Annotated in this window: 21 protein-coding genes and 1 pseudogene; 19 read left to right on the top strand and 3 right to left on the bottom strand. The window is 58.0% G+C overall.

Annotation, left to right across the window (positions count from 1 at the left end; all coding sequences use genetic code 11):
• Positions 1-224 precede the first annotated feature (224 nt).
• Positions 225-1,247 (top strand): annotated as a pseudogene (locus tag H9Q16_RS09670) (IS110 family RNA-guided transposase).
• A 359-nt stretch (positions 1,248-1,606) separates the two neighbouring features.
• Here H9Q16_RS09670 and H9Q16_RS09665 read toward each other — a convergent pair.
• Entirely contained in the window at positions 1,607-2,995 is a 1,389-nt protein-coding gene (locus H9Q16_RS09665; RefSeq protein ID WP_191075092.1) for an aminotransferase, read from the bottom strand.
• Positions 2,996-3,098: 103 nt separating this feature from the next.
• Between H9Q16_RS09665 and H9Q16_RS09660 the strand changes: the two genes are divergently transcribed.
• Positions 3,099-4,019, top strand: a complete 921-nt coding sequence (locus tag H9Q16_RS09660) for a LysR family transcriptional regulator (RefSeq protein ID WP_281403103.1) — start codon at positions 3,099-3,101, stop codon at positions 4,017-4,019.
• Between the two features lie 271 nt (positions 4,020-4,290).
• Here H9Q16_RS09660 and H9Q16_RS09655 read toward each other — a convergent pair whose 3' ends face one another.
• A complete protein-coding gene (locus tag H9Q16_RS09655; protein WP_191075090.1) occupies positions 4,291-5,196 on the bottom strand; it encodes a LysR family transcriptional regulator in 906 nt (301 codons plus the stop codon).
• Between the two features lie 115 nt (positions 5,197-5,311).
• On the opposite strand from H9Q16_RS09655, the gene H9Q16_RS09650 reads away from it, so the two are divergent.
• The 15 genes from H9Q16_RS09650 to H9Q16_RS09580 all read left to right on the top strand — a co-directional run bounded on the left by H9Q16_RS09650 (position 5,312) and on the right by H9Q16_RS09580 (position 22,326).
• On the top strand, positions 5,312-6,247 hold the full coding sequence (locus H9Q16_RS09650; RefSeq protein WP_191075089.1) for a ring-cleaving dioxygenase: 936 nt from the start codon (positions 5,312-5,314) through the stop codon (positions 6,245-6,247).
• 12 nt (positions 6,248-6,259) lie between these two features.
• Positions 6,260-6,865, top strand: a complete 606-nt coding sequence (locus H9Q16_RS09645) for an alpha/beta hydrolase (protein WP_191075088.1) — start codon at positions 6,260-6,262, stop codon at positions 6,863-6,865.
• Between the two features lie 135 nt (positions 6,866-7,000).
• Complete coding sequence (locus tag H9Q16_RS09640; RefSeq protein ID WP_191075087.1) at positions 7,001-7,255, top strand: DUF1427 family protein; 255 nt, start codon at positions 7,001-7,003, stop codon at positions 7,253-7,255.
• A gap of 16 nt (positions 7,256-7,271) precedes the next feature.
• Positions 7,272-7,964: a hydrolase gene (locus H9Q16_RS09635; RefSeq protein ID WP_216859320.1), complete on the top strand. Its 693-nt coding sequence runs from the start codon at positions 7,272-7,274 to the stop codon at positions 7,962-7,964.
• A 73-nt stretch (positions 7,965-8,037) separates the two neighbouring features.
• The gene (locus H9Q16_RS09630) at positions 8,038-9,897 is read left to right on the top strand and encodes an amidohydrolase (RefSeq protein WP_191075085.1); all 1,860 of its coding nucleotides are present in this window, start codon (positions 8,038-8,040) and stop codon (positions 9,895-9,897) included.
• A gap of 197 nt (positions 9,898-10,094) precedes the next feature.
• A complete protein-coding gene (locus tag H9Q16_RS09625; RefSeq protein WP_191075084.1) occupies positions 10,095-10,547 on the top strand; it encodes a (2Fe-2S)-binding protein in 453 nt (150 codons plus the stop codon).
• 1 nt (position 10,548) lies between these two features.
• Entirely contained in the window at positions 10,549-12,744 is a 2,196-nt protein-coding gene (locus H9Q16_RS09620) for a xanthine dehydrogenase family protein molybdopterin-binding subunit (RefSeq protein WP_191075083.1), read from the top strand.
• A gap of 98 nt (positions 12,745-12,842) precedes the next feature.
• Positions 12,843-14,459, top strand: coding sequence for an MFS transporter (locus H9Q16_RS09615; protein WP_191075082.1), 1,617 nt, complete (start codon positions 12,843-12,845; stop codon positions 14,457-14,459).
• 697 nt (positions 14,460-15,156) lie between these two features.
• Entirely contained in the window at positions 15,157-16,431 is a 1,275-nt protein-coding gene (locus H9Q16_RS09610; protein ID WP_191075081.1) for an ABC transporter substrate-binding protein, read from the top strand.
• A gap of 85 nt (positions 16,432-16,516) precedes the next feature.
• Positions 16,517-17,236: an ABC transporter ATP-binding protein gene (locus tag H9Q16_RS09605; RefSeq protein ID WP_191075080.1), complete on the top strand. Its 720-nt coding sequence runs from the start codon at positions 16,517-16,519 to the stop codon at positions 17,234-17,236.
• A complete protein-coding gene (locus H9Q16_RS09600; protein WP_191075079.1) occupies positions 17,236-18,030 on the top strand; it encodes an ABC transporter ATP-binding protein in 795 nt (264 codons plus the stop codon). The genes H9Q16_RS09605 and H9Q16_RS09600 overlap by 1 nt, the downstream gene beginning before the upstream one ends.
• Positions 18,027-18,890 carry a branched-chain amino acid ABC transporter permease gene (locus H9Q16_RS09595; RefSeq protein ID WP_191075078.1) on the top strand — a complete coding sequence of 288 codons (864 nt, stop codon included), beginning with the start codon at positions 18,027-18,029 and terminating at the stop codon, positions 18,888-18,890. The genes H9Q16_RS09600 and H9Q16_RS09595 overlap by 4 nt, the downstream gene beginning before the upstream one ends.
• Positions 18,890-19,948: a branched-chain amino acid ABC transporter permease gene (locus H9Q16_RS09590; protein ID WP_191075077.1), complete on the top strand. Its 1,059-nt coding sequence runs from the start codon at positions 18,890-18,892 to the stop codon at positions 19,946-19,948. The genes H9Q16_RS09595 and H9Q16_RS09590 overlap by 1 nt, the downstream gene beginning before the upstream one ends.
• A gap of 3 nt (positions 19,949-19,951) precedes the next feature.
• A complete protein-coding gene (locus H9Q16_RS09585) occupies positions 19,952-20,539 on the top strand; it encodes a VOC family protein (RefSeq protein WP_191075076.1) in 588 nt (195 codons plus the stop codon).
• Positions 20,540-20,565: 26 nt separating this feature from the next.
• Positions 20,566-22,326 (top strand): FAD-dependent oxidoreductase, encoded by a 1,761-nt coding sequence (locus tag H9Q16_RS09580; protein ID WP_191075075.1) that lies wholly within the window; start codon positions 20,566-20,568, stop codon positions 22,324-22,326.
• Positions 22,327-22,445: 119 nt separating this feature from the next.
• Here the strand turns inward: H9Q16_RS09580 and H9Q16_RS09575 are convergent, their stop codons facing one another.
• Positions 22,446-23,381: a LysR family transcriptional regulator gene (locus H9Q16_RS09575; protein ID WP_191075074.1), complete on the bottom strand. Its 936-nt coding sequence runs from the start codon at positions 23,379-23,381 to the stop codon at positions 22,446-22,448.
• 96 nt (positions 23,382-23,477) lie between these two features.
• Here H9Q16_RS09575 and H9Q16_RS09570 point away from each other — a divergent pair, with 96 nt between their 5' ends.
• Both H9Q16_RS09570 and H9Q16_RS09565 read left to right on the top strand, forming a co-directional pair.
• A complete protein-coding gene (locus H9Q16_RS09570) occupies positions 23,478-24,530 on the top strand; it encodes a maleylacetate reductase (protein ID WP_191075073.1) in 1,053 nt (350 codons plus the stop codon).
• Positions 24,531-24,604: 74 nt separating this feature from the next.
• Positions 24,605-25,492, top strand: coding sequence for an intradiol ring-cleavage dioxygenase (locus H9Q16_RS09565; RefSeq protein WP_191075072.1), 888 nt, complete (start codon positions 24,605-24,607; stop codon positions 25,490-25,492).
• Position 25,493 lies beyond the last annotated feature (1 nt).

The following is a 25,493-nucleotide window of genomic DNA, read 5'->3' as shown; positions in this document are numbered from 1 at the left end:
TATTCCCGCAGCAACATCGCCTGATATCGATCCACACCCTCGATAAACTGCCCCATGGAACGCCTCCGCAGCGAATCCAGAAATCATACCATCTCTATGGCAACAACGGCAGTTTCCACACAGACTCCGGACGAAATTGATTGGGTGGATGGCTCCTGCTCCAACCGGCGTCGCGATGCGCCATAGTGCAGGTGTCAAAGTCTGCTTATGAGAGGAGCCACCCCATGCAAGTTACCACAATCGGCGTTGATCTGGCTAAGAACGGTTTCCAAGTTCATGGGATCACAGCCACCGAAGAAGTAGTATTCAATCGCCCGCTGCGACGCGCGCAATTTCTATCGTTTTTTGCGAAGTTGGAGCCCTGCTTGATCGGCATGGAATCCTGCAGCAGTGCGCATCATTGGGCTCGTGAACTGACGGTTCTAGGTCACGAGGTTCGGCTGATCCCCCCGATGTACGTGAAGCCATACGTCAAACGCGGCAAGTCAGACGCAATTGATGCTGAGGCTATCTGCGAAGCCGTGACCCGTCCGACCATGCGCTTTGTCGCGATCAAGACCGTCGAGCAGCAATCCCTGCTGTCGCTACATCGGGCGCGTGATCTTCTGGTGCGCCAGAGAACGCAACTCATCAACAACCTGCGTGGTCTGGTTGCCGAGTTTGGCATCTTTATCCCACGTGGCCTCGTCCGCGTGATTGGGTTTGCCGAAGGCATTACAGTTGGCGAAGTTCTCGATCTGCCTGAGATTGCCAATGAAGTGATCCACAATCTGTGCGAGCAGCTCATGGCCCTGCACAAACGGGTCCGCTCGTACGAAGATCGTGTAAAACAAGTCGCCAGAGAGGATGCGCGTGTTCGTCTTCTTCGCACGATCCCCGGTGTTGGCGCGGTGACGGCCTCTGCGATCATCGCAAGTATCGGTGATGGGCATCAGTTCCGCAATGGTCGGGAGTTCGCTGCCTGACTGGGCCTGACGCCGGCGAATAAGTCCAGCGGCGGCAAGGAGAAGCTGGGACGGATCACCAAGATGGGCGACCAGTATTTACGATTGTTTCTCGTCGTCGGCATGACATCACTGGTCAGACAAACACGGTCGCACCCCGAACGCGCCAGCAAGTGGTTGACCGGATTATTGGAACGCAAAGCCGCCCGCGTCGCAACTGTCGCGATGGCCAACAAGACCGCCCGGATCGTCTGGGCAGTGCTCACCCGCAACGAACCCTACATCCCACGTGCTGCCGTCTGAGACGAAAGGAACAATGAACTAGCAAGACCCGCGAGATGATGGTGCATAAGTCTGCCGCCAAAACCAGGACAACCCGCCGAATGGCGCGGGCATAACAGCCCGTAAAGCTGATAGGAACTTGGTTGGCGGAACCCATCAGGGCCAGCGGTCAGAACCGCGCAAACAGGCCTGACACATGACTGCTTCTGACAAATGCACTAATCGGATCAAAAATGTCTTGCTATGCAGGAGCCATCCACAAAAGCCGTTCGAGCCCTTGAAACGAACAGCACTTCTTCCTAAGCCGACGCCGGTGTGCCTGACAGGGAATCGACCTGCATAATAGGCATGATTGCCGAGCGTTATTGCACCTTGAAGCCTTACGCGCGCCCTTTCACCTCTTCCCAGACATCGTCAAGGGCAGCCTTCAGAATGGCCGTGGCCTCGCTGATTTCGTCTTGCGAAATGATCAGCGGCGGCATGAAACTGATCCGGTCCGGTGGGATGGATCTTAGGTACAGCCCGCGTGCATGGGCGCGATCCTGAACCATCGTGCCGACCTTCAACTTGGGGTCCCAGAGGGCGCGGCGGGCCTTGTCCTGAACAATCTGGATCCCACAAAAGAGACCGATACCGCGCACGTCTCCAACCAGTGGGTGATCCAGCAGCGCTTCACATCCTGCAAGAAACGGCTTGGAGACACGCTGCACGTGACCCACAAGGTCGATATCGTCATAAATCGACAAAGCCTCAAGCGCGACAGCTGCGCCAACCGGGTGGCCTGCATACGTAAACCCGTGGCCCAAGACACCGGCTGCGTCAGAGTTCTTCATCAGATCGTCATACAAATCCTGCCGGAACATAACGGCGGACATTGGAAAAAACGCAGCCGTCAGCGCTTTGGCACATGTCGTGCTGTCCGGCATCAAATCAAACGCCTGTGCGCCCCAATAGTGACCCGTGCGGCCAAATCCGGTGACCGTCTCATCCACGTGAAAGTGGATGTCATACTTGCGGATGACAGCCTGCATCGCGTCCCAGTACCCCTGCGGCGGGCGAATGGCGCCGCCGCCTGATTGCATGGGTTCCGCAAAAAAGGCCGCTATCGTGTCCGGCCCTGCATCGAGCACAGCATTTTCAAACTCAGTTGCCATGCGTTCAGAAAATTCTTCCTCGCTCTCACCATCCGCTGCATTGAGATAGTAATTCGGGGTCGACAGCTTCAGGAAATCATCCATCGGCAGGCCAAAATTGGCATGCATATGTGGCTGGCCTGAAAGCGCCACGGCGGCGACCGTGTTTCCATAGTAGCCACGCCACCGCGAAATCATGCGACGGCGCTGGGGTTGGCCACGCGCGATATTGCGCGCCCAGATGAACTTGATCATCGTGTCGTTTGCTTCAGAGCCCGAGCATTGAAACATGGCCTTTTCGAACGGCACGGCGGCCTTTGAGGTCAGCGTGTGGGCCAGTTCGGCGACTTTGGGGTGTGAGCGGCCATAAAATGTCGGGGCAAAAGGCAGCTCTTGCATTTGTCTCATCGCAGCCTCGGCCAGGCGGTCATTATGGTAGCCAAGCGAAACGCATCCCAGACCGGAAAAGCCGTCAATGATGCTCTGACCCTCATCCGTTACGAACCTCACCCCACGACCGTTGATAACCATCGCAGTCGGGCCGTTGTCTTGATGGCCGCGCAAATTCGTCTGCCCGTGGACGTGGTTCAGCCGATCAAATGTGCGGGGTGAATTCGTAGACAAATGTTTGTTCATGGGGTGACCTCAGTATTTTCTATACCAGCTTCCAACACTGTTTACTGAGACTCAATATTGTATATTGATGGTTTTAGTGAATTTCATTCATGCAAGCTGACTCATGCAAGAACCCCGTCTCGACATCAGACACCTACAGATGATCCGCTCGCTTGGGCGGACCGGACGCGTCGTGGATGCAGCCGACAGCCTCGGGTTAACGCCCTCAGCCCTGTCGCACCGTATCAAAGAAGCGGAGCGGCGCCTGGGCGTGCCTCTGTTCGAACGCACCCACAAACGACTGCGCATGACGGCCGCAGCCGAGTATCTCGCTAATTTTAGCGAGAAATTCCTCGAAGAGTTGTTCCTGATCGAAGACGAAGTCCGGCGCATGAATTCCGGTATCGACCATGTGGTGCGCATTGCCGTTGAAAACTACAGCGCCTTTCACTGGTTTCCTGGCTTCCTGGAGAGCTTTCGCACCCAGACCGAGCGGATTGACATCCAGATCATGTCCGACACGCGGCGTGGATTGATCCCTTCGTTGCTGGATCGGCATGTGGATCTTGCGATTACCTCTGGTGAACAGGGTCATCCGGCCACGCGAACCCTGCCGCTATTTAAGGATCCGCTGGTGTGTATCTGCGCCCCCGAGCATCCGCTGGCCAAATCTAAAACTGTTTCTGCGCGAGACATCGAAGGTCAGAACTTTATCACCTTTACCAAGATCCCCGAACCTGATCAGGAGTTTGCGCGGTTGTTCCGGCCCGAACGCCGTTACCCGACTTGGACAGCTTCTGTCGAGATCCCTGAAGCAATCATAGAACTTGTCGCTGCAAATCAGGGGACGAGCATCCTTGCACGATGGGCTGTTGAGCCCCATGTCGAATCCAACCGTATTGTTGCTTTGCCCTTATCGCCGAACCCAATTGTAGTGAACTGGAAGTGCGAATTTCGCTCTGATGAACCCGATGGCAGCCCTGTAATAAAAGTCGCTGAAGCGTTGCAGAAGTGGTTTGGGAAGGCGCAAGGAAACAGCGCCTGAATGTCTCGCGAGTTATTGGATTTGCGGGTTTTGCATTATACTGAAAATACAAGGCTAATTGGTTTTGTCGCCCCACAGTCTTGCGGTGACTTCGAACAGAATTTGGATAAATAGAGATCACCCATCGCACGCGGCAGCTCGTGATGTCTGTGACCAGGTTTGACGGGTCGGTTCGGGAGCTGCGCGGTGTTCTCCCCCTCGAAGATCCAATACTGGCATGGCGCCTCCTATGATGCACCGGTTCCTCCGCGATCGATGCAGAGTAGCCTCGTCAGAATTCCATGCCCTCAAGTTCGCGCATGTATGCCTCAAAGAAGTCGGTGAATGTCGCCACAAGCGGCGGGAACTGTTCGTAGGGAGGGTAGAATAGTGTCAGCCATAAAGGCGATACTTGCCAATCTGGCATCAGCCTTTCAACTTCACCTTTTTCAATGCCAGCGCGCACGATGAAGTCCGGGAGCATACAGATGCCGCCCCCCGCCGCTGCGACGGAATAAAGGAAGTCGCCGCTATTCGAGACCACTGTCGTGGCCGTCCGAATATCGCGGGTTTGCGCCCCTTTGCTGAACTTCCACGTTTCGCCATGGCCTGCGTCGCTATAGGCCAATAGCGTCTCCGGACGCAGATCGTCCGGCGCCAGCGGCTTCGGGATCCGTTGAAACAGAGACGGAGCAGCGATGACATGGCGCGGGACCTTACAGATTTTGCGCCAGATTGTCGACTTGTCCTTGGGCGCTTCTGAAACGCGGATGGCCAAGTCGCAGTCGCCCGCGATAATGTCGACAAGCGTGTCAGTCAGGTAGACCTCAAGGTCGATGCGCGGATAAGCTAGGCGGAAACTTTCGACCAGACGTGGCATGACGCGAATGCCTAGAGACATCGGTGCGTTCAGTCGCAATCGCCCCTTGTCCGGACTTGTGGCGCGCGTGATATCGTCGGTTGCGCGGTCCAGTTCCTCGACCAGGGGCCGATATCGGGTGGCAGCGATCGCGCCCGCGGTGGTCAGTGACACCTGGCGCGTCGTGCGCACAAACAGCTGCTGGCCCATATCCTCTTCGAGCTTGGACACGATGCGGGTGATCGACGCGGGCGTCATTTGCAACGATCTAGCCGCCTTCGCAAAGCTCAGATGAGCGGCGACTTCGAGGAAAACACGGATGGCCTTTAAGTCTGTCATGCCCAAAGTTTTATTACATAAATAGCAATAGTAAATGCATAACAATTACTATTCTGTATCATTATGGACTGCCTTATCTTCTTCAGTAATCGAAACGCTGGATAAGGATCCGAAGATGATCAAGGACATCAAAGGCTTGCACCACGTGACGTCGATGGCGACAGACGCCAGCCAGAACAATGCGTTTTTTACCGGTACACTTGGATTGCGCCGGGTGAAGAAGACCGTGAATTTCGATGCACCCGAAGTCTACCATCTCTACTATGGTGATGAGGTTGGAAGCCCGGGGTCGGTCATGACCTATTTTCCCTTCGGCCAGATGCCCAAGGGGCGTCGCGGTGCAGGCGAAGTTGGTATCACAGAATTCGCTATCCCGACCGGCAGTCTGGACTTTTGGAAAGACCATCTGGCAGCACAGGGCGTCACCGGGTTGAAGGACGAAACGGTTTTTGGAGAGCATCGGTTGAACTTTGACGGCCCCGATGGGGACGGCTTTGCCCTTGTCGAAAGCGAAGTCCGCGACCGTGCGCCATGGACGGGCGGCGGCATTCCGCAGGAGACCGGCATTCTGGGCTTCAGCGGCGCGCGTTTCCGGGTGCGTGACGCGGCAGCGACGGGTGAGCTGCTGACCTATATGGGCTACCAGAAGGCAGAGACCGAAGGCGCCATTTCCCGCTACCTCATCGAAGGTGGTAATGCCGCGGACACCATCGACATCGAGCAGATATCCGCGGCAGCTCCGGTTGCGGATCAGGGCGCGGGTTCAGTGCATCATATCGCGTTTGCGGTGGATGACCGGGACGCACAGCTGCGGGTGCGTCAGGCGCTTATGGACACCGGTTACCAAGTCACGCCTGTGATCGACAGGGACTACTTCTGGGCGATCTATTTCAGGACGCCGGGCGGCATTCTGTTTGAGGTTGCCACCAATGAGCCTGGTTTCGACCGCGATGAAGACACCGCACATCTGGGCGAGGCCCTGAAGCTTCCCTCGCGCTATGAGCCGCACCGCGAGCAGATTGAACAACTGCTGCCCCCTCTCGCGGCCTGAGGAGGCAGCTTCATGGCCATCACGCATTATCAAGGGCTATCTGAAAAGCCACACCCCGGTCGGCCACTTGTCTTCGCCTTTCATGGAACGGGCGGAGACGAGAACCAGTTCTACGGCCTTGCCCAGCAACTGGTGCCCGGCGGGGGCGTCATCTCACCCCGCGGTGACGTGTCGGAAATGGGTGCGGCGCGGTTCTTCAAGCGAACGGGCGAGGGTGTCTACGATATGGACGACCTGGCCGCGCGCACGCAAAAGATGGTCGAGTATGTCGAGGCGCATAAGCGTGACATACCTGACACGCAGGTCTTCGGGTTCGGCTATTCAAACGGCGCGAACATTCTTGCATCGGTTGTCATGGCGCGCCCTGACCTTTTCGACAGGGTCGCGCTGCTGCACCCGCTGATCACCTGGGACCCTGGCCGTGTCGATGGCCTTGCCAAGACACCGGTGCTGATCTCAGCCGGCCGGCACGATCCGATCGCGCTGTGGGACAGGACCACAGCGCTCATCGAATGGTTCGAAAAGCAGGACGCGGCGGTCACTGTCGAGGCACATGAGGGCGGTCATGAGCTTCGGCAATCAGAGATAGAGGCGCTTGCCGCCTTCCTGTCAGAATGACCCTCTATCGAAAAGCACTCCAAGCCGTTTCGAAAAGAATGGTCCGACCAAAACTGCGCACCTGCACCAATGGCCTTGTTACGACAAGGCCGCACGGCCCTGTCGGGATGCCGAGGATTATGAGGAGAACATAAAATGAGTTGGACCCCATACCTGCTGTCACTTGCCGCAGGCATTGGCGTCGGCGTGATCTATGGCCTGATCTCAGTGCGATCCCCCGCTCCACCGATCATCGCCTTGATCGGCCTGCTTGGCATGCTGGCCGGTGAGGCCGCCGTACAATGGCTGCGCGGGCATCCCGATATCGTGGCCAAATGCCTGCACCAGAAGTCCTTTGCGATATCGGAGGCCGACAAACCTGCCTCTGAAACACCGTCCCGACCGACCTAATCAGGAGACCATGACCATGTCTAATACAGAAGTTCTGACACCACAAAACAGCCAACTGATCATCATCGACCATCAGCCTCAGATGGCTTTTGGCGTCCAGTCGATGGACCGGCAATCCATGAAAAACAATGTGGTTGGGCTGGTCAAGGCGGCCAAGATTTTCGACGTGCCCACAGCGATCACCACCGTCGAGACCAAGGCGTTCTCCGGCAACACCTATCCCGAAATTCTGGATATCTTGCCTGACGCGCCGTTGCTGGAACGCACGTCGATGAATTCCTGGGATGACCAGAAGGTGCGTGATGCGCTGGCCACGATTGCCGCCGAGGGCCGCAAGAAAGTCGTGGTCGCCGGGCTTTGGACAGAAGTGTGCAATACAACCTTTGCACTGTCCTGCCTGAACGACACCGACTACGAAATTTACATGGTCGCAGACGCCTCTGGCGGCACGACGAAAGAGGCCCATGACTACGCCATGGACCGCATGGTGCAGGCAGGCGTCATCCCGATGACCTGGCAGCAGGTGCTTTTGGAATGGCAACGTGACTGGGCCCGCAAGGAAACCTACGACGCGGTGATCAGCCTCGTGCAGGAACACTCCGGTGCTTACGGCATGGGCGTCGATTACGCCTACACCATGGTGCACGATGCGCCGGTGCGCACGCACCATTCCGGACCGGTTCTGGATCCGGTCCCTGCAGGCAGCTAATTGCCCCTGTCGCGGTGCCCCGTCTGATGACGGGGCACCATCCTAAGCTCCTTATATGATCCGAGGCCCCTGCATGGCAGACACGATACTCTTTAATGGAAAGATAACCACGCTGGACCCCTTGGCAGCAGACGCCACCGCCATTGCCATCGCCGATGGCAAGGTGATCAAGGCCGGGTCCGACCGCGAGGTCCAGGAGCTGAAGACCAACGCCACACAGGTGATCGACCTTGGCGGTCGGCGGGTTATTCCGGGACTGAACGACAGCCACACCCACCTCATCCGCGGCGGGCTCAGTTTCAACATGGAACTGCGCTGGGAAAACGTGCCCTCGGTGTCGGACGCCCTGGCGATGCTACGCAAGCAGGCCGCAATTACTCCCGCGCCACAATGGGTGCGCGTGGTCGGCGGGTGGAGCGAATTTCAGTTTGCAGAACGCCGCATGCCGACACTGGCAGAGATCAACGAGGCCGCGCCTGACACGCCCGTTTTCATCCTGCACCTCTATGGGTCGGCACTGCTGAACCGGGCCGCCCTCAAAGCCATCGGCATGACCAAGGACACGCCAAACCCGCCCGGTGGAGAGATTGAGCGGGATGCCCACGGCAATCCGACGGGCATGCTGGTGGCCAAGCCCTCTGCGCTGATCCTTTATTCGACACTCTCACAGGGCCCCAAGCTGCCGCCTGAAGACCAGATCAATTCAACCCGCCACTTCATGCGCGAACTAAACCGCCTTGGCGTGACCTCAGTGATAGACGCAGGCGGCGGCGGGCAAAACTACCCGGACGATTACGATGTTGTGTCCAAGCTCAACGAGGACGGGCAACTGACCGTCCGCATCGCCTACAACCTCTTTGCACAGAAACCTGGCTCGGAACTCAGCGATTATGAAAAATGGGTCGAAATGACTGAACCGGGTGCAGGCGACGCCATGCTGCGGATGAACGGCGCAGGTGAAAACCTGACTTGGTCGGCGGCTGACTTCGAGAATTTTCTTGAGCCGCGTCCGGATCTGGCACCGGTTATGGAGGAGGAGCTTGAAAAGATCGTCGCGCTGCTGGCGGATCGCGAATGGCCATTCCGCATCCACGCCACCTACGATGAAACGATTGAGCGGTTCCTCGATGTCTTTGAGCGTGTGAACGGCTACACGCCGTTCAAAACCCGCTTCATCATCGACCATGCGGAAACCATCAGCCAGAAGAACATCGACCGCATCAAGGCACTGGGCGGCGGGATCGCGACCCAGCACAGGATGGCATTTCAGGGCGAGTATTTCGTGGACCGCTATGGCGCGGACGCGGCCAAGGCAACGCCCCCCATACGGGACATGTTGTCAACGGGACTGCCTGTGGGCGGCGGCACTGACGCGACCCGTGTGGCCAGTTATGACCCATGGGTGGCCATGTACTGGCTGACTACAGGCAAAACGATGGGCGGCCTGCAGCTTTACGGGGACGACAACCTGCTCACCCGTGAAGAGGCCGTATCCATCTGGACGACGGGCTCGGCCTGGTTCTCGGGCGAAACGGATGTCAAGGGAACGCTCGCTCCGGGCATGTACGCCGATCTTGCCGTCCTGTCAGATGATTTGATGACTGTGTCCGAGGATAGGATCAGGGGCATCACTTCCGTTCTGACGATGGTGGACGGCAAGGTCGTTTATGCCGCTGATGACTTCGCCGACATGTCACCCCCGCTGCCCCCGGCCAGCCCGGACTGGGGCACCACGGCGACCTTTGCCACGCCCGCCATGCGCGACGTCCCTCAGGCACCGGCACCCATGGCAATGCGGGCCTGCGCTGACGGCTGTGCCTCTGGCTGTGGCATGCACGGGCATAACCATCAGATCGCCTGGGCCAATCCGATTCCGGTGCGGGACAAGACGGCCTTTTGGGGCGCGCTGGGATGTTCATGTTTCATGGCATGAGGCAGGTCCGGAGATGCGCAAACGCGGCGGATGGTGTCGCGCGCAACTGCGCGCGGACGGTCTGGGTGCCAGGCGCTGGGGCCACACCGGGCTCTTGGTCCCTGGCCCATACAGCCAAAGACCTGACTGTCGTGGGCCTGACATGAACCAGCGCAGAAAAGGATCGACAAACCAAAATTGAACAGGAGGAACCGAGAATGACCAAGTTCACTTTGAATGGGAAATCCGTAGACGTGGACAATCCCCCCGACGAGCTCCTGTTGCTCGTCATTCGGGACCAAATCGGATTGAAAGGCACCAAATACGGTTGCGGTGCCGCCATGTGCGGCGCCTGCACGGTCCACGTGGACGGCGAAGCGATGTTTTCCTGCCAATTGTCCGTCGGCGATATCGAAGGGGCCGAGATCACCACCATCGAGGGCCTGTCAGACGACGGCACCCATCCGCTGCAAAAAGCGTGGGTGGCCGAACAGGTACCGCAATGCGGGTACTGCCAGTCAGGCCAGATCATGCGCGCGGCTGCGCTTCTATCTGAAAACCCGTCCCCCAGCCGCGAGGAGATCGTCGATCATATGAGTGCCAACCTGTGCAGGTGCGGCACCTACAACCGGATTTTCAAGGCGGTCGAACGCGCCGCGCGGGAGGTGTGAGATGACCGGTCAAGCAGAGAAAACCTTGTCGCGCCGTGGCTTTCTGAAAGGAGCTACCGGCCTGACCTTCCTTCTGGGAACCGGCGGTTTGGCTGCGGTGCGGGCCGATGCCGACACCGCTGCCGTACTGGACGTGAACCCATGGCTTAAGATCCAGGCCGACGGTCAGATTTCAATCGTCTTTCCATCGACCGAAATGGGTCAAAGCAGCTATTCGACCCTTCCGCAAATCCTGGCCGAGGAGCTGGATGCGGATTGGGATGATGTCGTGATCGAGCAGTTGAACGCCGATGATCGGACGTTCGGAAACCCGTCGTTCGGCGGCATTCTCTATACGGCGGGCAGTACCGGCGTTGAGGGATATTTCGACCCGATGCGCAAGGCAGGCGCGCAGGCCCGCGATGTTTTGCTGCAAATTGCGGCGCGGGAGTTGGGCGTCGACAAAGGCACACTGGTAACTGAGCCGAGCGCAGTCGTGGCGCAGGACGGCACCCGGTTGAGCTATGGCGAATTGGCCCGCATGGGGACAGAAGGGATCGTTATCCCGGACGCCGACACCCTTACTCTCAAATCCTTCGAGGATTTCCGGATCATCGGACATGACATTCCACGTCGCGACGTGTTCGACAAATCCACCGGCCGGGCGGTCTATGCCATCGATGTGACCCTGACTGACATGGTGTTCGCCTGCGTGCAGCGTGCTCCGGTCGAAGGTGAAAGCGCGGTGGCTGTGGACGATGCGGACGCGCGCGCCATCCCGGGGGTTGTGGACGTTGTGGTCCTGCCCGACGGGGTCGCCGTGGTTGCCGAAACCTATTGGACCGCGCTCATGGCGCGCGGCACGCTGGACATCACCTGGTCGCAGAATTCTCCGCACCGGGCGTACCACAGCCAGCATACCCTGGCGCTTTATGCCAGCCAGGCGGAGACCCCGCCGGAGGCCCCGGCGGTCTGGGCGGAAAAGGGTGATGCACCTCGGGCGATTTCCGACGCGGATCAAAGCGTCAGTCAATCCTACCTGTCCGACTACGCCTACCATGCCCAGATCGAACCGATGGCCGCTGTGGCGCATGTGGATGCGGACGGAAAAGGTGCCCAGGTCTGGGCCGGAACGCAGACCCAATCCTGGACTACACAGACCGTGATGGAGGTTCTGGAAACGACCAAGGATCGCGTCAGGCTCAACATGATGACGATGGGCGGCGGATTTGGACGCCGCACTGCCTTTGTACAAGACTACGTGCGCGATGCGCTTTTGTGCTCAAAGGCAGTGGGCAGACCGGTCAAGGTCATCTGGACCCGTGAGGATGACGTCAAAAACGGGGTCTTCCGCCCGATGGCAGTGCAACGGATGGCAGGTGGCCTGTCGTCGGACGGGAAGTTGACCGGGTTCCATCACCGAGTTGCAACACCGACGGTTATCGGGTTTTTCAACCTGAGCCGCTGGAACACGGTCAGACCGAACGACGTGATTTCGATGCGCGGTGCCGAAAGCAAGTTCTACGACATCCCGGACTTTCTTGCCGATCACGTCATCACCGAACGGCAGGCGCGGTTGTCGCCCTACCGCGGCATCGGCGCGGCTTATACGGGCTTTGCGGCAGAGGCGTTCATGGACGAACTGGCCGATGCGGCCGGGCGCGACCCGCTCGATTTCCGCCTGGATCTGGTCCAGGACAATCCACGCGGGCGGCATCTGTTGGAGAAGGTCGCGGAAATGTCGGATTGGCGCAATCGCGGCGACCGTGCCATGGGTCTTGCATTTGCGGGCTATCATTCATCGATGGCGGCAGGCGTGGTCGAGATCGCTCTGGACCGTGACAGTGGTGAGATCAGCCTGACCAATATGTGGATCGCGGCGGATGCGGGCCTGATCGTATCGCCGGACAATGCACATAACCAGATCGAGGGAGGCGCCGTCTTCGGCATCTCGTGTGCATTGACCGAACGGATCGACATCGAAGCCGGTGAGGTCTTGCAAAGCAACTTCTGGGATTACGAGGTGACGCGCGCCAATCAGGTGCCGCCCATCGAAGTGTACATGGCAAAGGTCGATGCCCATCCGACTGGCGTGGGAGAATTGGGATTGCCCTTTGTGCCGCCTGCAATCGCAAATGCGTTCTATGCAGCGACAGGGCGGCGTCTGCGGCATATGCCGTTCACACCGGACCGTGTCCTGGATGTCCTTAACGGCTGAGAATCGACAGGGCGTTCCGCACAGCACTTTGCTGCGGGACGCTCTTTACAAGGGCGATGCCCCGTCTGGCGAACCCTACAAAATGAAAGCAACAAACCATGTCCAAACCTTCTGAAAATGCAACATCCGGACAGCCGGCACCGGGGGCTTTTTCACCGTTTGGCCATATTGCCTTTGCCTTGCTGTGGACCGCCACACTGATCTCGAATGTCGGGACCTGGATGCACGATGTGGGTGCCGGGTGGCTGATGACCACGCTGAATTCCAGCCCGGCGGTGGTTACTCTGGTGCAGGCGGCCACGACCCTGCCGGTATTTCTGTTCGCGCTGTTTGCAGGGACCCTGGCGGACCGGCTGGACAAGCGCCGCATGCTGATCACGATCAATATATTCATGACAGGTGTTGCCACGGTATTGGCCATTACCGTCTGGCAGGAATGGATGACGCCGGTCCTGTTGATCCTCTTCACCTTTGCGATGGGGACCGGGGCTGCGTTTATGGCCCCAGCCTGGCAAGCCGTCGTGCCGCAGCTGGTCCCGCGCGAAAAACTGAAGCCCGCCATCGCGTTGAACTCAATGGGGATCAACATCAGCCGCGCGATTGGTCCTGCCCTGGCCGGGGTGCTGATTGCAAGCGTCGGTTTGGCCGCGCCTTTTGCGCTGAACGCGGCCAGCCACGTGGTCATCATTATTGCGCTGGTCTTGTGGAAACCGGTGGTCGCCAAAAAGAAAAGCTATCACGGCCCGATTCTGAGCGACATGGCGACGGGTCTGCGCCACGTCAGATACAATGACGCACTGAAGCAAACCGCCTATCGTTCGATGGCGTTTTTCCTGTTTGCCTCCGCCTATTGGTCTCTCTTGCCCCTGATTGCCCGGCAGGCCGAGGGCGGGGGATCCCAGCTTTACGGGATCTTGATGGCCCTGATCGGGACAGGCGCCGTAACCGGTGCACTGCTGTTGCCGCGCTTGGCGCGGAAGGTGTCGTCGGACATGATCGTGCGCTTGGGCACATTCGGCACGATGGTCGCGCTTTGCGCGATGGCCCTGTCCGCGACGCCACCCGCGCTGATGCTGGCCGCCTTCGTCGGCGGCTTTTCATGGATCGCCGTGCTGACCTCGTTCAACGTCTCTGCCCAGATGGCTCTGCCCGATTGGGTGCGGGCACGGGGATTGGCCGTCTTTCTGATGGTGTTTTTCGGCTCCATGGCTTTGGGCTCAATCGTATGGGGGCAGGTGGCCAATGCGACCTCTGTTCAGACGGCGCTGCTGGCGGCCACGGTTGGCTTGGGGTTGGGGATCGTTCTAACCCGCAAGTTCAAGGTGGGGCAGGGCGAAAAGGCTGACCTCTCTCCGGCCGCTGCTTGGCCCCAGGCCCCTGATCTGGCCGAAGGTCAGGCGTCGGATCGCGAAGCGATGGTCACGGTCGAGTACAAGATCAAGGATGACAACCGTGATGCCTTTCTTGCAACGCTGCATACGTTCGCGAAGGAGCGATTCAGGGATGGCGCAACCCGGTGGTTTATCCATGAAAGCGTTGAAGAGCCCGGCACCTGGGTCGAAACCTTTCATCTGCCCAGCTGGTCGGAGCATCTGGAGCAGCACGAGCGAATGACGAAAGACGACGCTGACCTGCAAAAGGTGTTGCGCACTTTCGACCAACGGGCGTCTGGACCAGTGGTCCGTCATTTCGTGTCCCCGATAGGTGAAACGTGACGGATTGCCGGGACCCACGCGGCAGTGCCTGAACTGCCACCGACAAAAAGGTCCGGGTGTGCCTTGTGCCTTCTGACGGTCTTGCGGATCAGAGAAAATCTTGTGTTTTGACAGCGCAGGTAGACATCAGTTTGATCCGGACGTTTGCCAACAAGATGGCATCGGCTGATCCGAATTGCGCTGGCGTAGTCAGGCAACACTGTCGCTAATCGCCAAAACGGAGCTTGGTGCTGGGCAAGGGGTGCAGAGTTTTGGCTCTATGCACGCCTTCGTCGGGTTGAGATGCGCACCGGCGATTCAAACTTGGTCGAAAAACGCTTGATGCGGGGGATCCAACGCGGCGGTTGTCAGGCCGGTCAAACGCAAGCTCTAGGGGGGCGTACAATATATCATTCCGGCATATTAACGAGCGCAGACTCGATTCAATACATGATGAATCACAGTAGCCTGTTTCAGAAAGGAGGATGGGACTGACAAACATACGAGAGCGGAATCATGTTGATGCAGCTCAAGAGCCCATGTTGGAGGGCAGATACATTCAGGCGGTTGTTCAAAAAAAAAGACAGCCGACTGCTTTTTGGAACCGGCGTGTTTCCGGATCCTGTCAGTCCACGAAAGTCATCAAGTTGCATCCGGTGACAGGAAAACGGATCAACCAAAAATGAATATATCGACGCCTTAGGGAGGAGGCTTATCCATGCTTACAAGACGCAAGCTTTTGAAAACGACAGCCGCAAGTGGTCTAGCCCTTGCTTCAGGCGGTCTGAGCGCACCAGCCATCGCGCAGGGGGCAAAGATCCGACTTGGGTATGTCAGCCCGCAATCAGGTCCGCTGGCCGCTTTTGCTGAGGCTGACCAGTTTATACTTGACGGTTTCGCAGCCTCAGAGGCCGGCGCAAACTTCGAAGTCATCGTCAAGGATAGTCAGTCCAATCCAAACCGCGCGGCCGAGGTCGCCAAGGAGCTTATCATCGACGACGGCATCGACCTGATGCTCGTGGCCTCCACACCTGAAACGACGAACCCGGTCGCAACAACTTGCGAAAACGAGGAAATCCCTGTGATTTCTACCGTTGCGCCATGGCAACCGTGGTTTATCGGCCAGCAGGGGAATCCCGGCGATCCCGGCTCCTGGGAGCCGTTTAACTACGCCTATCATTTCTTCTGGGGTCTGGAAGACGTGATCGCGGTCTTTACCAACATGTGGGCGCAGCTCGACACCAACAAATCCGTTGGTGCCCTGTTCCCCAATGACGGGGATGGAAATGCCTGGGGCGACCCCAATGTCGGCTTCCCGCCCGTCCTGGGCGACCAGGGATACACATTGACCGATCCTGGCCGATACCAGAACCTGACGGACGATTTTTCGGCCCAGATCAACGCGTTCAAACAGGCGAATGCAGAAATCGTGACAGGCGTTGTCATCCCGCCCGATTTCACGACCTTCTGGACACAGGCAAAGCAACAAGGCTTCACGCCGAAAGCTGCATCAATCGGCAAGGCGATCTTGTTCCCACAGGCTGTCGAGGCGCTTGGCAATGCCGGTCACAACCTGTCTTCGGAAGTCTGGTGGTCTCCGACGCACCCGTTTGCCTCGTCACTGACCGGGCAAAGTTCGGGCGATCTTGCCCGAGGTTTCGAGGCCGCGACCGGCAGGCAATGGACCCAGCCCATCGGATTCGCGCATGCGCTGTTCGAGGTTGCCGCCAACGTGATGGGACGCGTCAGCGACGCCTCCGACCCAGATGAGGTCAGCGAGGCGATTGGTGCGACGGATATGCAAACCATCGTTGGGCCTCTGGCATGGAACGGTGCGGGGCTGCCGCCCTTTGCTGCGAAAAATGTCGCCAAGACTCCGCTGGTTGGTGGGCAGTGGCGATTGAAGGACAGCGGCGGCTACGAACTCGTCATTGTCGACAATAAGACAGCCCCGGACGTCCCTACAGGCGGCGTCATGGAAGCTATCACCTAAACTTTTGAACCCCCGGTGCACCTGCTGGGGGCCACTCATCACCCTAATCACACCTATTTTCCGATTCCCCGGTCAAAGGATACTCATGTCCATTCTCTCGCTTCAAAACGTGTCGAAAAGCTTTGAGTCGCTCAAGGTCACCGACGGCGTTTCGTTCGACGTTCCAAAGGGCGAGGCTCTTGGCATCATCGGACCGAACGGGGCTGGGAAGTCGACACTTTTCAATCTCATCACTGGCAATCTGATGTCGGACAACGGCAAGATTTTCTACGATGGTCGGGATGTTACCCGCGTCCCAGCTATGCGCCGGTGCCTGAACGGTGTTGGGCGATCCTTCCAGATACCGCAGCCGTTTGAGAAATTGACCGTTTTTGAAAACCTCGTCGTTGCGGGCGCCTTTGGTCGCGACACGTCTGAGGCCGAGGTCACGCAGGCTTGCGCCGAAATCCTTGAGCGGACCGAAATGATTGATCGGGCCAATGTGCCAGCCGGTCAGTTGCGCCTTCTTGAGCGCAAGAGACTGGAGCTTGCACGCGCTTTGGCAACCGACCCCAAGCTTCTGCTGCTTGACGAGATCGCCGGGGGTCTGACCGATGCGGAGTGTCAGTCGCTTATCCAGACCATCCGCGACATTCACAAAAGCGGTGTGACGATCATCTGGATCGAACATGTACTCCATGCGCTGACCTCGGTGGTGGAACGTCTGCTGGTGCTTGATTTCGGGCGCGTCATCGGCATCGGCGAACCCGGGGAAATCATGGAGAGCCGTGAGGTCAGGGAAATTTATCTGGGGATTGAGGTCTGATGGCACTTCTTGAAACACAAGCGCTGACGGCAAATTACGGCGATTTCCAAGCCCTTTTCGGCGTCGATATTACGCTTGAGCGTGGCGAAACGGTGGCCATCATCGGTGCCAATGGTGCTGGCAAGACAACGCTGATGCGGTCACTGTCTGGCGTCCTGCAGAACGCGCCGGAGCAGATCCAGCACAAGGGAACACCGGTTGGTGCCCTGCCCGCTGACACGATCATGAAACGCGGCATCGCCATGGTGCCCGAGGGGCGGCGGCTGTTCCGGTCCCTGAGTGTCGAGGAGAACCTCGTGATCGGTGGCCAGCATAAGGGGGGCGCCGATTTCGGAGACCGGCTCGACAGTCTGATCGCCCGGATCACCGGCGCACCTGACCCCGCGCTGCTTGCCGGTGGCCATGACGGGCAAGGCTACTGGACGCTCGACACTATTTACGAGCTGTTTCCGATCCTGCGCGAACGGCGACATACTCCAGGCACCGCCCTTTCTGGTGGTCAGCAGCAGATGGTCGCCATCGGGCGTGCACTGATGTCGAATCCTGACGTGCTCTTGTGTGATGAGATCAGCCTGGGTCTGGCCCCTGTCGTCATCAAGGACATCTATGCGGCCCTGCCCAAAATCAAAGAAACAGGCGCAAGCGTGATCGTCGTTGAACAGGATATCGGACAGGCGATGCGGGTGGCCGACCGGGTCTATTGCATGATGGAAGGTCGGGTCACGCTATCCGGCAGGTCCTCGGAGATCAGCCGAGAGGCGATCCACGAGGCCTATTTCGGGGCCACAGCATGATCTGGGTTGATACGATTATTCAGGGGATTCTTCTTGGCGGCCTCTATGCCCTCTTTGCCGCCGGGCTCAGCCTTGTGTTCGGGATTATGCGGTTGGTGAACCTCGCCCACGGTGACCTCATCATCCTCGCGTCATATCTGATCCTCATCCTCGTTACGGCGACAGGAATGAACCCGTTTGTCGCTGCTATTGTGGCGGCACCTGTGCTTTTTGCCCTTGGATGGCTTCTGCAACGGTTCGTTCTGAACAGAACGCTGGGCGACGACATTCTGCCGCCCCTTCTGGTGACGTTCGGTCTGTCAATCGTGCTGCAGAACGCGCTGCTGGAAGGTTTCAGCGCCGACAGTCAGCGGATCAGCCTCGGCGCGCTTGAGACGGCATCGGTCTCCGTCGGGTCGTTGAGTTTTGGCGTCATACCGCTTTTGACCTTCGCGTCTGCCATCGGCGTCATTCTCGGCCTGAATCAGCTTTTTTACCGCACGGGGATCGGGCGGGCCTTCCGCGCGACGTCTGATGACGCCACCACCGCCAGTCTTATGGGGATCCGGCCGAACCGGGTCTTTGCCACCGCCACCGGCATTGCGATGATCGTGGTGACGATCTCCGCGCTTTATCTGGGGACACGGGCAAACTTTGATCCTTCAATCGGTCCGGCCCGCCTGATCTACGCTTTCGAGGCGGTCATCATCGGCGGGCTCGGCAGCCTTTGGGGCACGCTTGCGGGGGGCGTGATCATCGGTGTCGCGCAGACACTCGGAGCTGCGATCAACCCAGAATGGCAGATCCTTGCAGGTCATGTTGCGTTTCTGGTCGTGCTCTTGGTGCGCCCACGCGGTCTCTTTCCCAGGGGGAACGATTGATGAGCACTTATACGGTCACAACGCGCACGCCCGCGTCGACGGTTTTCGGTCTATGCGCGGTCATCGTGACTGGTCTGCTTGTGGTCGCACCCGCGATCGTCGGACGCGGCATGATACAAGATCTGTTCTTCATTCTGACGATGCTGACGCTTGCGCAGTTCTGGAACCTGCTGGCGGGCTATGGTGGGCTTGTCTCGGTCGGTCAGCAGGCCTTTGTAGGCATGGGCGCCTACGCGCTCTTTGGTGCAGTCATACTGCTTGGTCTCGATCCGGTGGCGGCCATTCTTGTCTCGGGCATTGCGGCACTGATCCTCGCTGTGCCCACGGCCTATTTTGCGTTTCGACTTCAAGGTGCGTATTTCGCCATCGGTACCTGGGTCATCGCCGAAGTTACGCGCCTGTCAATTGCGCAATGGAAAGCTGTGGGTGGCGGGACAGGCACATCCCTACCGCGTTCGGCCATGCGCGAGATGTGGGGTGTCGAAGCCATCGAAACCCTGTTGGGCGTGCGGTCCTCGGCGGCGCGCGATATCCTCGCCTATTGGTTAGCACTGGCGCTCGCAGTGGCAACGATCGCGGGGATTTACTGGCTTTTGAGAACAAAGCGCGGCCTGGCACTTGCGGCTGTACGAGACAACGCCGAAGCGGCAAAATCCGTCGGCGTGGACGCGAGCCGGATGAAATGGATCGTGTTTTTGGTATCTGCCTTTGGCACCGGGCTCGCCGGCGGGCTGATCTATCTTCAAAAGGCACGCATTTCGCCCGATGCTGCGTTCAGCGTGACCGACTGGACGGCCTACGTGATATTCATCGTTGTCATCGGCGGGATCGGCACCATCGAAGGGCCGATCATCGGTGTTCTCATCTTCTTCCTATTGCAAAGCCTGCTGGCCGATTTCGGCAGCTGGTACCTGATGATCCTCGGACTGATCGGAATCGCGATTATGCTGTTTGCGCCACGCGGCCTTTGGGGGCTGCTGTCCGAACGCACCGGCCTGCACCTTTTTCCCATCCGCCGCCGTCTGACCGGCGGGCGCTTTTCTGACAAGGAGACCTGAACCATGCGTAAACTGTTTGCCGCCGCCGCCTTTTCGGCCATTGCCACATCTGCTTTCGCCGAAGGGCATGGCGGTCTGCCGGGGATGACCGGTATTGATCATGTCGGCTTTACCGTTCCCGACCTTGAACAGGCGGTGACCTTCTTTGGTGACGTGCTCGGATGCGCGTCCTTTTATCCGCTTGGCCCTTTTTCGGGCGGGGACAGCACGTGGATGGCCGATCACCTGAATGTCGATGCCAAAGCGACAATCCCAGCAATGCGACTGATGCGCTGCGGCAATGGCGCAAACTTTGAAATCTTTGACTACACCGCGCCCGAGCGAAGGCTGACACCGCCCCGCAACTCAGACGTGGGGGGACATCACATTGCATTTTACACAACCGACATGCCCGCCGCAGTTGAGTATCTCAAAGAGAACGGCGTCACAGTATTGGGCGCCCCGACGACAATGACCGAGGGACCAAGCGCCGGTGAGACCTGGGTCTATTTTCTGGCGCCGTGGGGCATGCAGCTTGAGCTTGTGAGCTATCCGGACGGTAAGGCCTACGAGGCCGAATTCGACAACCGCCTCTGGGATCCGCGTTCGTAAAGTAACCAAGAAAGAAAGGCGCTGTCATGGCCCGAATTGAAACCGACGTACTTATCATTGGCACCGGGCCCGCCGGGTCTGCAACAGCGGCGCTGCTGTCGAGCTACGGCATCGAGAACATGGCCGTGAACCGGTACCGCTGGCTTGCGAATACACCCCGCGCGCATATCACCAACCAACGCACGATGGAGGTGTTGCGCGACCTGGGCCAGAGCGTCGAAGATGAAGCCTATCTTTTTGCGGCTGATCAGGAGCTAATGGGAGAAAACGTGTTCTGCGAAAGCCTCGCGGGAGAGGAAATCGGCAGGCTGAAGAGCTGGGGCAATCACCCTTTGTCAAAAGCAGAGCATCTCCTGTCCAGTCCGACAATGATGAATGACCTGCCACAGACCTTCATGGAGCCACTGCTGTTCAAGACGGCCTGCTCTCGTGGCACGCAAGCGCGGATGTCAACTGAGTACCTCAGCCATGTCCAGGACGCGGACGGTGTGACGACAACCTGCCTGGACCGCCTGTCAGGCGAGGAAGTGACGATCAGATCGAAATTCCTGGTTGGTGCTGACGGCGGCAACTCGCTTGTTGCTCAACATATCGAGACACCCTTTGAGGGTCAGATGGGCGTCGGCGGATCGATGAACATTGTCTTCCGCGCCGATCTGTCGAAGTACGTCGCCCATCGTCCGAGTGTGCTTTATTGGGTGATGCAACCCGGTTCAAACGTGGGCGGCATCGGTATGGGGCTTGTCCGGATGGTGCGCCCGTGGAACGAATGGCTGATTGTCTGGGGCTACGACATTAATGCGCCAGCGCCTGAGGTGGACGAGGCCATGGCGACGCAGGTCGCACGTCAGCTTGTCGGCGATCCGGAGCTTGAAATCGAGCTTCTCAGCGCGAACACCTGGACGGTCAACAACATGTACGCCACCCATATGCAAAAGGACCGCGTCTTCATCATGGGAGACGCCGCCCACCGGCATCCGCCATCGAACGGCTTGGGGTCGAACACGTCGATTCAGGACAGCTTCAACCTCGCCTGGAAGCTGGCCGCGGTCATCAAAGGACAAGCGGGTGAGGCGCTGCTTGACAGCTACAGCTCCGAACGCACGCCTGTAGCCAAACAGATCGTAACGCGCGCCAATCAGTCGATAGAGGAATTCGGACCAATCTTTGAATCCCTTGGCATGGCCGAGGGGGGCGATCCGGAAGTAATACAGCAGAATCTTGAAGCGCGGTGCAACGCAACTGCTGATGCTGAAAAACAGCGGACTGCGATCCGAGAAGCGATTGCATTCAAAAAGTATGAGTTCGATGCTCATGGCGTGGAAATGAACCAGCGCTACCGGTCCGACGCGATTGAAACAGATGGCCAAGCTGAGCCTGCCTTTGCACAGGATGCAGAACTTCACTACCAGCCGACAACCTGGCCGGGCGCCCGGGTACCCCATGTTTGGTTATACGATCATGATACCGGACAGCGCGTCTCAACACTGGACCTCTGTGGCCAAGGGCGGTTCACGATTCTGACCGGTATCGGCGGTGAGCCGTGGGCAGATGCGGCTGCCAAGATCAATGACGCTCTGGGCCTTGAAATCGAGGTTCATATCATCGGACCCCGTCAGCCGATTGCCGATCACTCGGGCGATTGGGCCCGCGCCTCAGAGATCTCTGACAGTGGATGCATTCTGGTCAGGCCGGATCACCATGTCGCCTGGCGGATCAAGGGCTTACCAGACAATCCGCAGGCAGAGTTACACAGAGTGATGCGCAAAGTTCTCTCTATCCAATAGCTGCGTTGAGTCGTGCTTGAACGAACCAGTACATAGCGTTGGTGGATGCCGCCGTTAGACATTCTGCACTGGTCCTTGATTTAGGCACGTTCCAGACAGGAAACGGAAGGGCGCCTGCGCTACTGCCCTTCATGGAGGCTGATCAATTCATTGAGCGATGATAACTCGTTTCGCAGATACTTGATCAGGCGCTCGCGGGCCGGAAACTCCAGATTGGATTGCGCGGTCACGACGCATAAGCTTCTGTCCGGATCACCGACGGGCGCTTGCAAAGCTGCCAGGGAATTCTGGCGTTTCAGTCTATAGACCACCGACAGCGGAAGAATTGTCAATGCATCGGATTCGTTCAGGAAATTGAGAATGGATGACAACGAGCCACCGGAGAAACTGACTTTGATATCTTCGATGCCAATGCCGTCCAGAACGGCCCGAAGGTCCTGATACAACGGACTTTCGGGCGGTGGCGCAATCCAGGCCTGATTAGAGATCATTTCCGCGGACAGGTCCTTTTCCTTCGTCAATGGGTGACCCATTCTGCAGGCAATGACATTCTTGCCGGGCAAAACTGTACTGACGTTCACACTTTTGGGGGCCGTCGATTTTCGGATGGGCACAACGCCAAGATCCAGCGACCCGCTCGCCAGCCGATCAAGGACATTGGTCGCATACCCATAACTTTGCACAATCTCAATCGAAGGATACTCTGCCTGAAATGCAGCGAGTATCGGCGAAACAACGCCGTCCATAAAAATCGGAGAGCCAGCCACACGCAACGCTCCGGCCTGGCCATTTTTGAACCTTGTGACAAAGGCTCCCGCCTCTCGGTTCGCCGAGGAGATGGTTCTGCCGTATTGAGCAAGCTGAGCGCAAAAGTCTGTGGGCTGCAAAGGACGCTTGTTGCTTTCGAAAAGCTTTACGCCAAGTCTTTCCTCAAGCTGAGCAATCGCTCTGGAAATGCTTGGCTGAGACTTGCCCAGCGCTACAGCCCCCTCGGTCAGTCCGCCTTTTTCGACGATGGCTGCAAGGATTTCCAAGTGACGTGGGTCTAACTTCATAAGGATTTGGTATATTACTGCGCAGACAATCGATCAAGTCGCCCGACCTGGCCTGCTAGTGTAGTGAAGAATGCAGGGAAATCGATCGGACTCGATATGTCGAAGTCATCAAATGATCAGAAGGTCTTGTTCGGTGCAGGTATCCGGCGACAGGTCCTAAACGAGGTGAAATCCCTCGGCTGTTCTCGCGCCCTCATTCTTTCGACGCCACATCAGTCTTCATCCGCCTTGGATATTGCGTCGCTTTTGAACGGAGCCTCGGCAGGCGTGTTCTCACGGGCGACCATGCACACGCCGGTGTCTGTCACGGACGAGGCCGTAAAACATGCCAATGAGGTCAACGCCGATTGCGTCGTTGCTATAGGGGGAGGGTCAACAACTGGTCTGGGCAAAGCAATTGCCTACCGTACGGACCTCCCACAGATTGTCATACCCACCACCTACGCGGGCAGCGAAGCGACGCCGATCTTGGGTCAGACACAAGACGGCGTAAAGAAAACACTCACTGATAAGAAGGTCTTGCCGGAAGTTATCCTTTATGACCCCGAACTGGTGACCGGTCTTCCCAGAGACATGACAGTGTCCTCCGCACTCAATGCCATGGCGCACGCGGCCGAAGCGCTTTATGCAAAAGACCGGAACGCGCACAGCACAAAACTTGCCCAAGAGGGGCTGGCGGCCTTTATCCATGCCTTGCCTCGGGTCCTTGAGGATCCCGAAGACCTTAGTGCCCGCGAAGAAACGCTGCGCGGCGCCTGGGCCTGCGGCGCGGTTTTGGGCCAGGTTGGCATGGCTCTACACCACAAGCTTTGCCATACGCTGGGCGGCACTTTCGACCTGCCGCATGCAGAGACACATGCGATTATCCTGCCCCACGCCATTCATTTCAACGCCCGGACTGTCGCTGATCTGCTGTCGCCCATCGCAGACCTCCTTGGCGGCAAGTCACCTGGTCTTGAACTGTGGAAATTCTCAAAAAAGCTGGGCGCCCCGCTGGCGCTTCGCGATCTGGGTCTCCGGCTGGAGGACCTTGACCATGCAACTGAACTTGCAACGAAAAACCCCTATTGGAATCCGCGCGAACTGACGCCGGCCGGTATTCGATCTCTTCTTGAAGATGCCTGGCATGGGAATGCACCGGACAAATGACACATCAGCCCGGAAAGCGGCGATTAATTTACCCCATAGCTGTCTGTGCGGCGAACGACTGAAGGAAGGCAACAATGTCTGAAGAATTACCAAAAGCACATTTCACTGAAGAAAACAGTGCCGATGTCGTCGTCGGGCAAAATGCCAATGCTCAGAACGCAAGGCTGAAGGAAGTCATGCATAGCATCACGCATCATCTGCATGCCGCGATCAAGGAAATTGAACCGACGCAAGAGGAGTGGATGCAGGCGATCATGTTCCTGACAAAAACAGGGCACATGTCGGACGATTGGCGGCAGGAGTTCATTCTTCTGTCCGACGTTCTGGGCGTGTCAATGCTGGTCGACGCCATCAACTCCAGACGCCCCAAAGGTGCGTCCGAAAATACCGTGCTAGGCCCGTTCCATGTGGGCGATGCACCGGAATACCCAATGGGAACAAACATCTGCCTCGATGGAAAGGGCGATGACATGGTTGTCCGCGGTCGCGTTCTTGATGTCGACGGGAACCCGATCTCTGGCGTTAAGATCGATGTCTGGCAGGCAAATGACGAAGGTTTCTATGACGTTCAGCAAAAGGGCATCCAGCCGGACTTTAATCTGCGCGGCGTCTTTCGCACCGGCGACGACGGGAGCTACTGGTTCAAGGCCGTCCGCCCAAAGCACTATTCTATCCCGGCTGACGGGCCGGTCGGTGCGCTCCTGGCGGAACTGGGCCGTCATCCCTTCCGCCCCGCCCACCTACACTACATCATCTCAAAGGATGGATATGACGAAGTCACCACACACATCTTCGATCCTGACGACATCTATATCGACAGCGATTCAGTCTTCGGTGTCAAAGAGAGCCTGATCGCCGATTTTGTAAGGGTGGAGGATAGTGATCGGATTGCTGAGGTCGGCTTTGACGGCTTGTTCTACTGGGATGTTGAGTTTGACTTCATCCTCGCACCGAAAGTCTGAA

The organism is Sulfitobacter aestuariivivens (assembly GCF_014763045.1).
Lineage (GTDB): Bacteria > Pseudomonadota > Alphaproteobacteria > Rhodobacterales > Rhodobacteraceae > Sulfitobacter > Sulfitobacter aestuariivivens.
This window is presented reverse-complemented; position numbering and strand designations above follow the sequence as displayed.

Excerpts from the sequence above, each read along its gene's own strand:
- H9Q16_RS09650 (WP_191075089.1), top strand. The coding sequence starts at position 5,312 with ATGATCAAGGACATCAAAGGCTTGCACCACGTGACGTCGATGGCGACA.
- H9Q16_RS09585 (WP_191075076.1), top strand. The coding sequence starts at position 19,952 with ATGCGTAAACTGTTTGCCGCCGCCGCCTTTTCGGCCATTGCCACATCT.
- H9Q16_RS09645 (WP_191075088.1), top strand. The coding sequence starts at position 6,260 with ATGGCCATCACGCATTATCAAGGGCTATCTGAAAAGCCACACCCCGGT.
- H9Q16_RS09640 (WP_191075087.1), top strand. The coding sequence starts at position 7,001 with ATGAGTTGGACCCCATACCTGCTGTCACTTGCCGCAGGCATTGGCGTC.
- H9Q16_RS09630 (WP_191075085.1), top strand. The coding sequence starts at position 8,038 with ATGGCAGACACGATACTCTTTAATGGAAAGATAACCACGCTGGACCCC.
- H9Q16_RS09580 (WP_191075075.1), top strand. The coding sequence starts at position 20,566 with ATGGCCCGAATTGAAACCGACGTACTTATCATTGGCACCGGGCCCGCC.
- H9Q16_RS09665 (WP_191075092.1), bottom strand. The coding sequence starts at position 2,995 with ATGAACAAACATTTGTCTACGAATTCACCCCGCACATTTGATCGGCTG.
- H9Q16_RS09605 (WP_191075080.1), top strand. The coding sequence starts at position 16,517 with ATGTCCATTCTCTCGCTTCAAAACGTGTCGAAAAGCTTTGAGTCGCTC.
- H9Q16_RS09635 (WP_216859320.1), top strand. The coding sequence starts at position 7,272 with ATGTCTAATACAGAAGTTCTGACACCACAAAACAGCCAACTGATCATC.
- H9Q16_RS09575 (WP_191075074.1), bottom strand. The coding sequence starts at position 23,381 with ATGAAGTTAGACCCACGTCACTTGGAAATCCTTGCAGCCATCGTCGAA.
- H9Q16_RS09620 (WP_191075083.1), top strand. The coding sequence starts at position 10,549 with ATGACCGGTCAAGCAGAGAAAACCTTGTCGCGCCGTGGCTTTCTGAAA.
- H9Q16_RS09655 (WP_191075090.1), bottom strand. The coding sequence starts at position 5,196 with ATGACAGACTTAAAGGCCATCCGTGTTTTCCTCGAAGTCGCCGCTCAT.
- H9Q16_RS09595 (WP_191075078.1), top strand. The coding sequence starts at position 18,027 with ATGATCTGGGTTGATACGATTATTCAGGGGATTCTTCTTGGCGGCCTC.
- H9Q16_RS09570 (WP_191075073.1), top strand. The coding sequence starts at position 23,478 with ATGTCGAAGTCATCAAATGATCAGAAGGTCTTGTTCGGTGCAGGTATC.
- H9Q16_RS09565 (WP_191075072.1), top strand. The coding sequence starts at position 24,605 with ATGTCTGAAGAATTACCAAAAGCACATTTCACTGAAGAAAACAGTGCC.
- H9Q16_RS09660 (WP_281403103.1), top strand. The coding sequence starts at position 3,099 with ATGCAAGAACCCCGTCTCGACATCAGACACCTACAGATGATCCGCTCG.
- H9Q16_RS09610 (WP_191075081.1), top strand. The coding sequence starts at position 15,157 with ATGCTTACAAGACGCAAGCTTTTGAAAACGACAGCCGCAAGTGGTCTA.
- H9Q16_RS09625 (WP_191075084.1), top strand. The coding sequence starts at position 10,095 with ATGACCAAGTTCACTTTGAATGGGAAATCCGTAGACGTGGACAATCCC.
- H9Q16_RS09615 (WP_191075082.1), top strand. The coding sequence starts at position 12,843 with ATGTCCAAACCTTCTGAAAATGCAACATCCGGACAGCCGGCACCGGGG.
- H9Q16_RS09600 (WP_191075079.1), top strand. The coding sequence starts at position 17,236 with ATGGCACTTCTTGAAACACAAGCGCTGACGGCAAATTACGGCGATTTC.
- H9Q16_RS09590 (WP_191075077.1), top strand. The coding sequence starts at position 18,890 with ATGAGCACTTATACGGTCACAACGCGCACGCCCGCGTCGACGGTTTTC.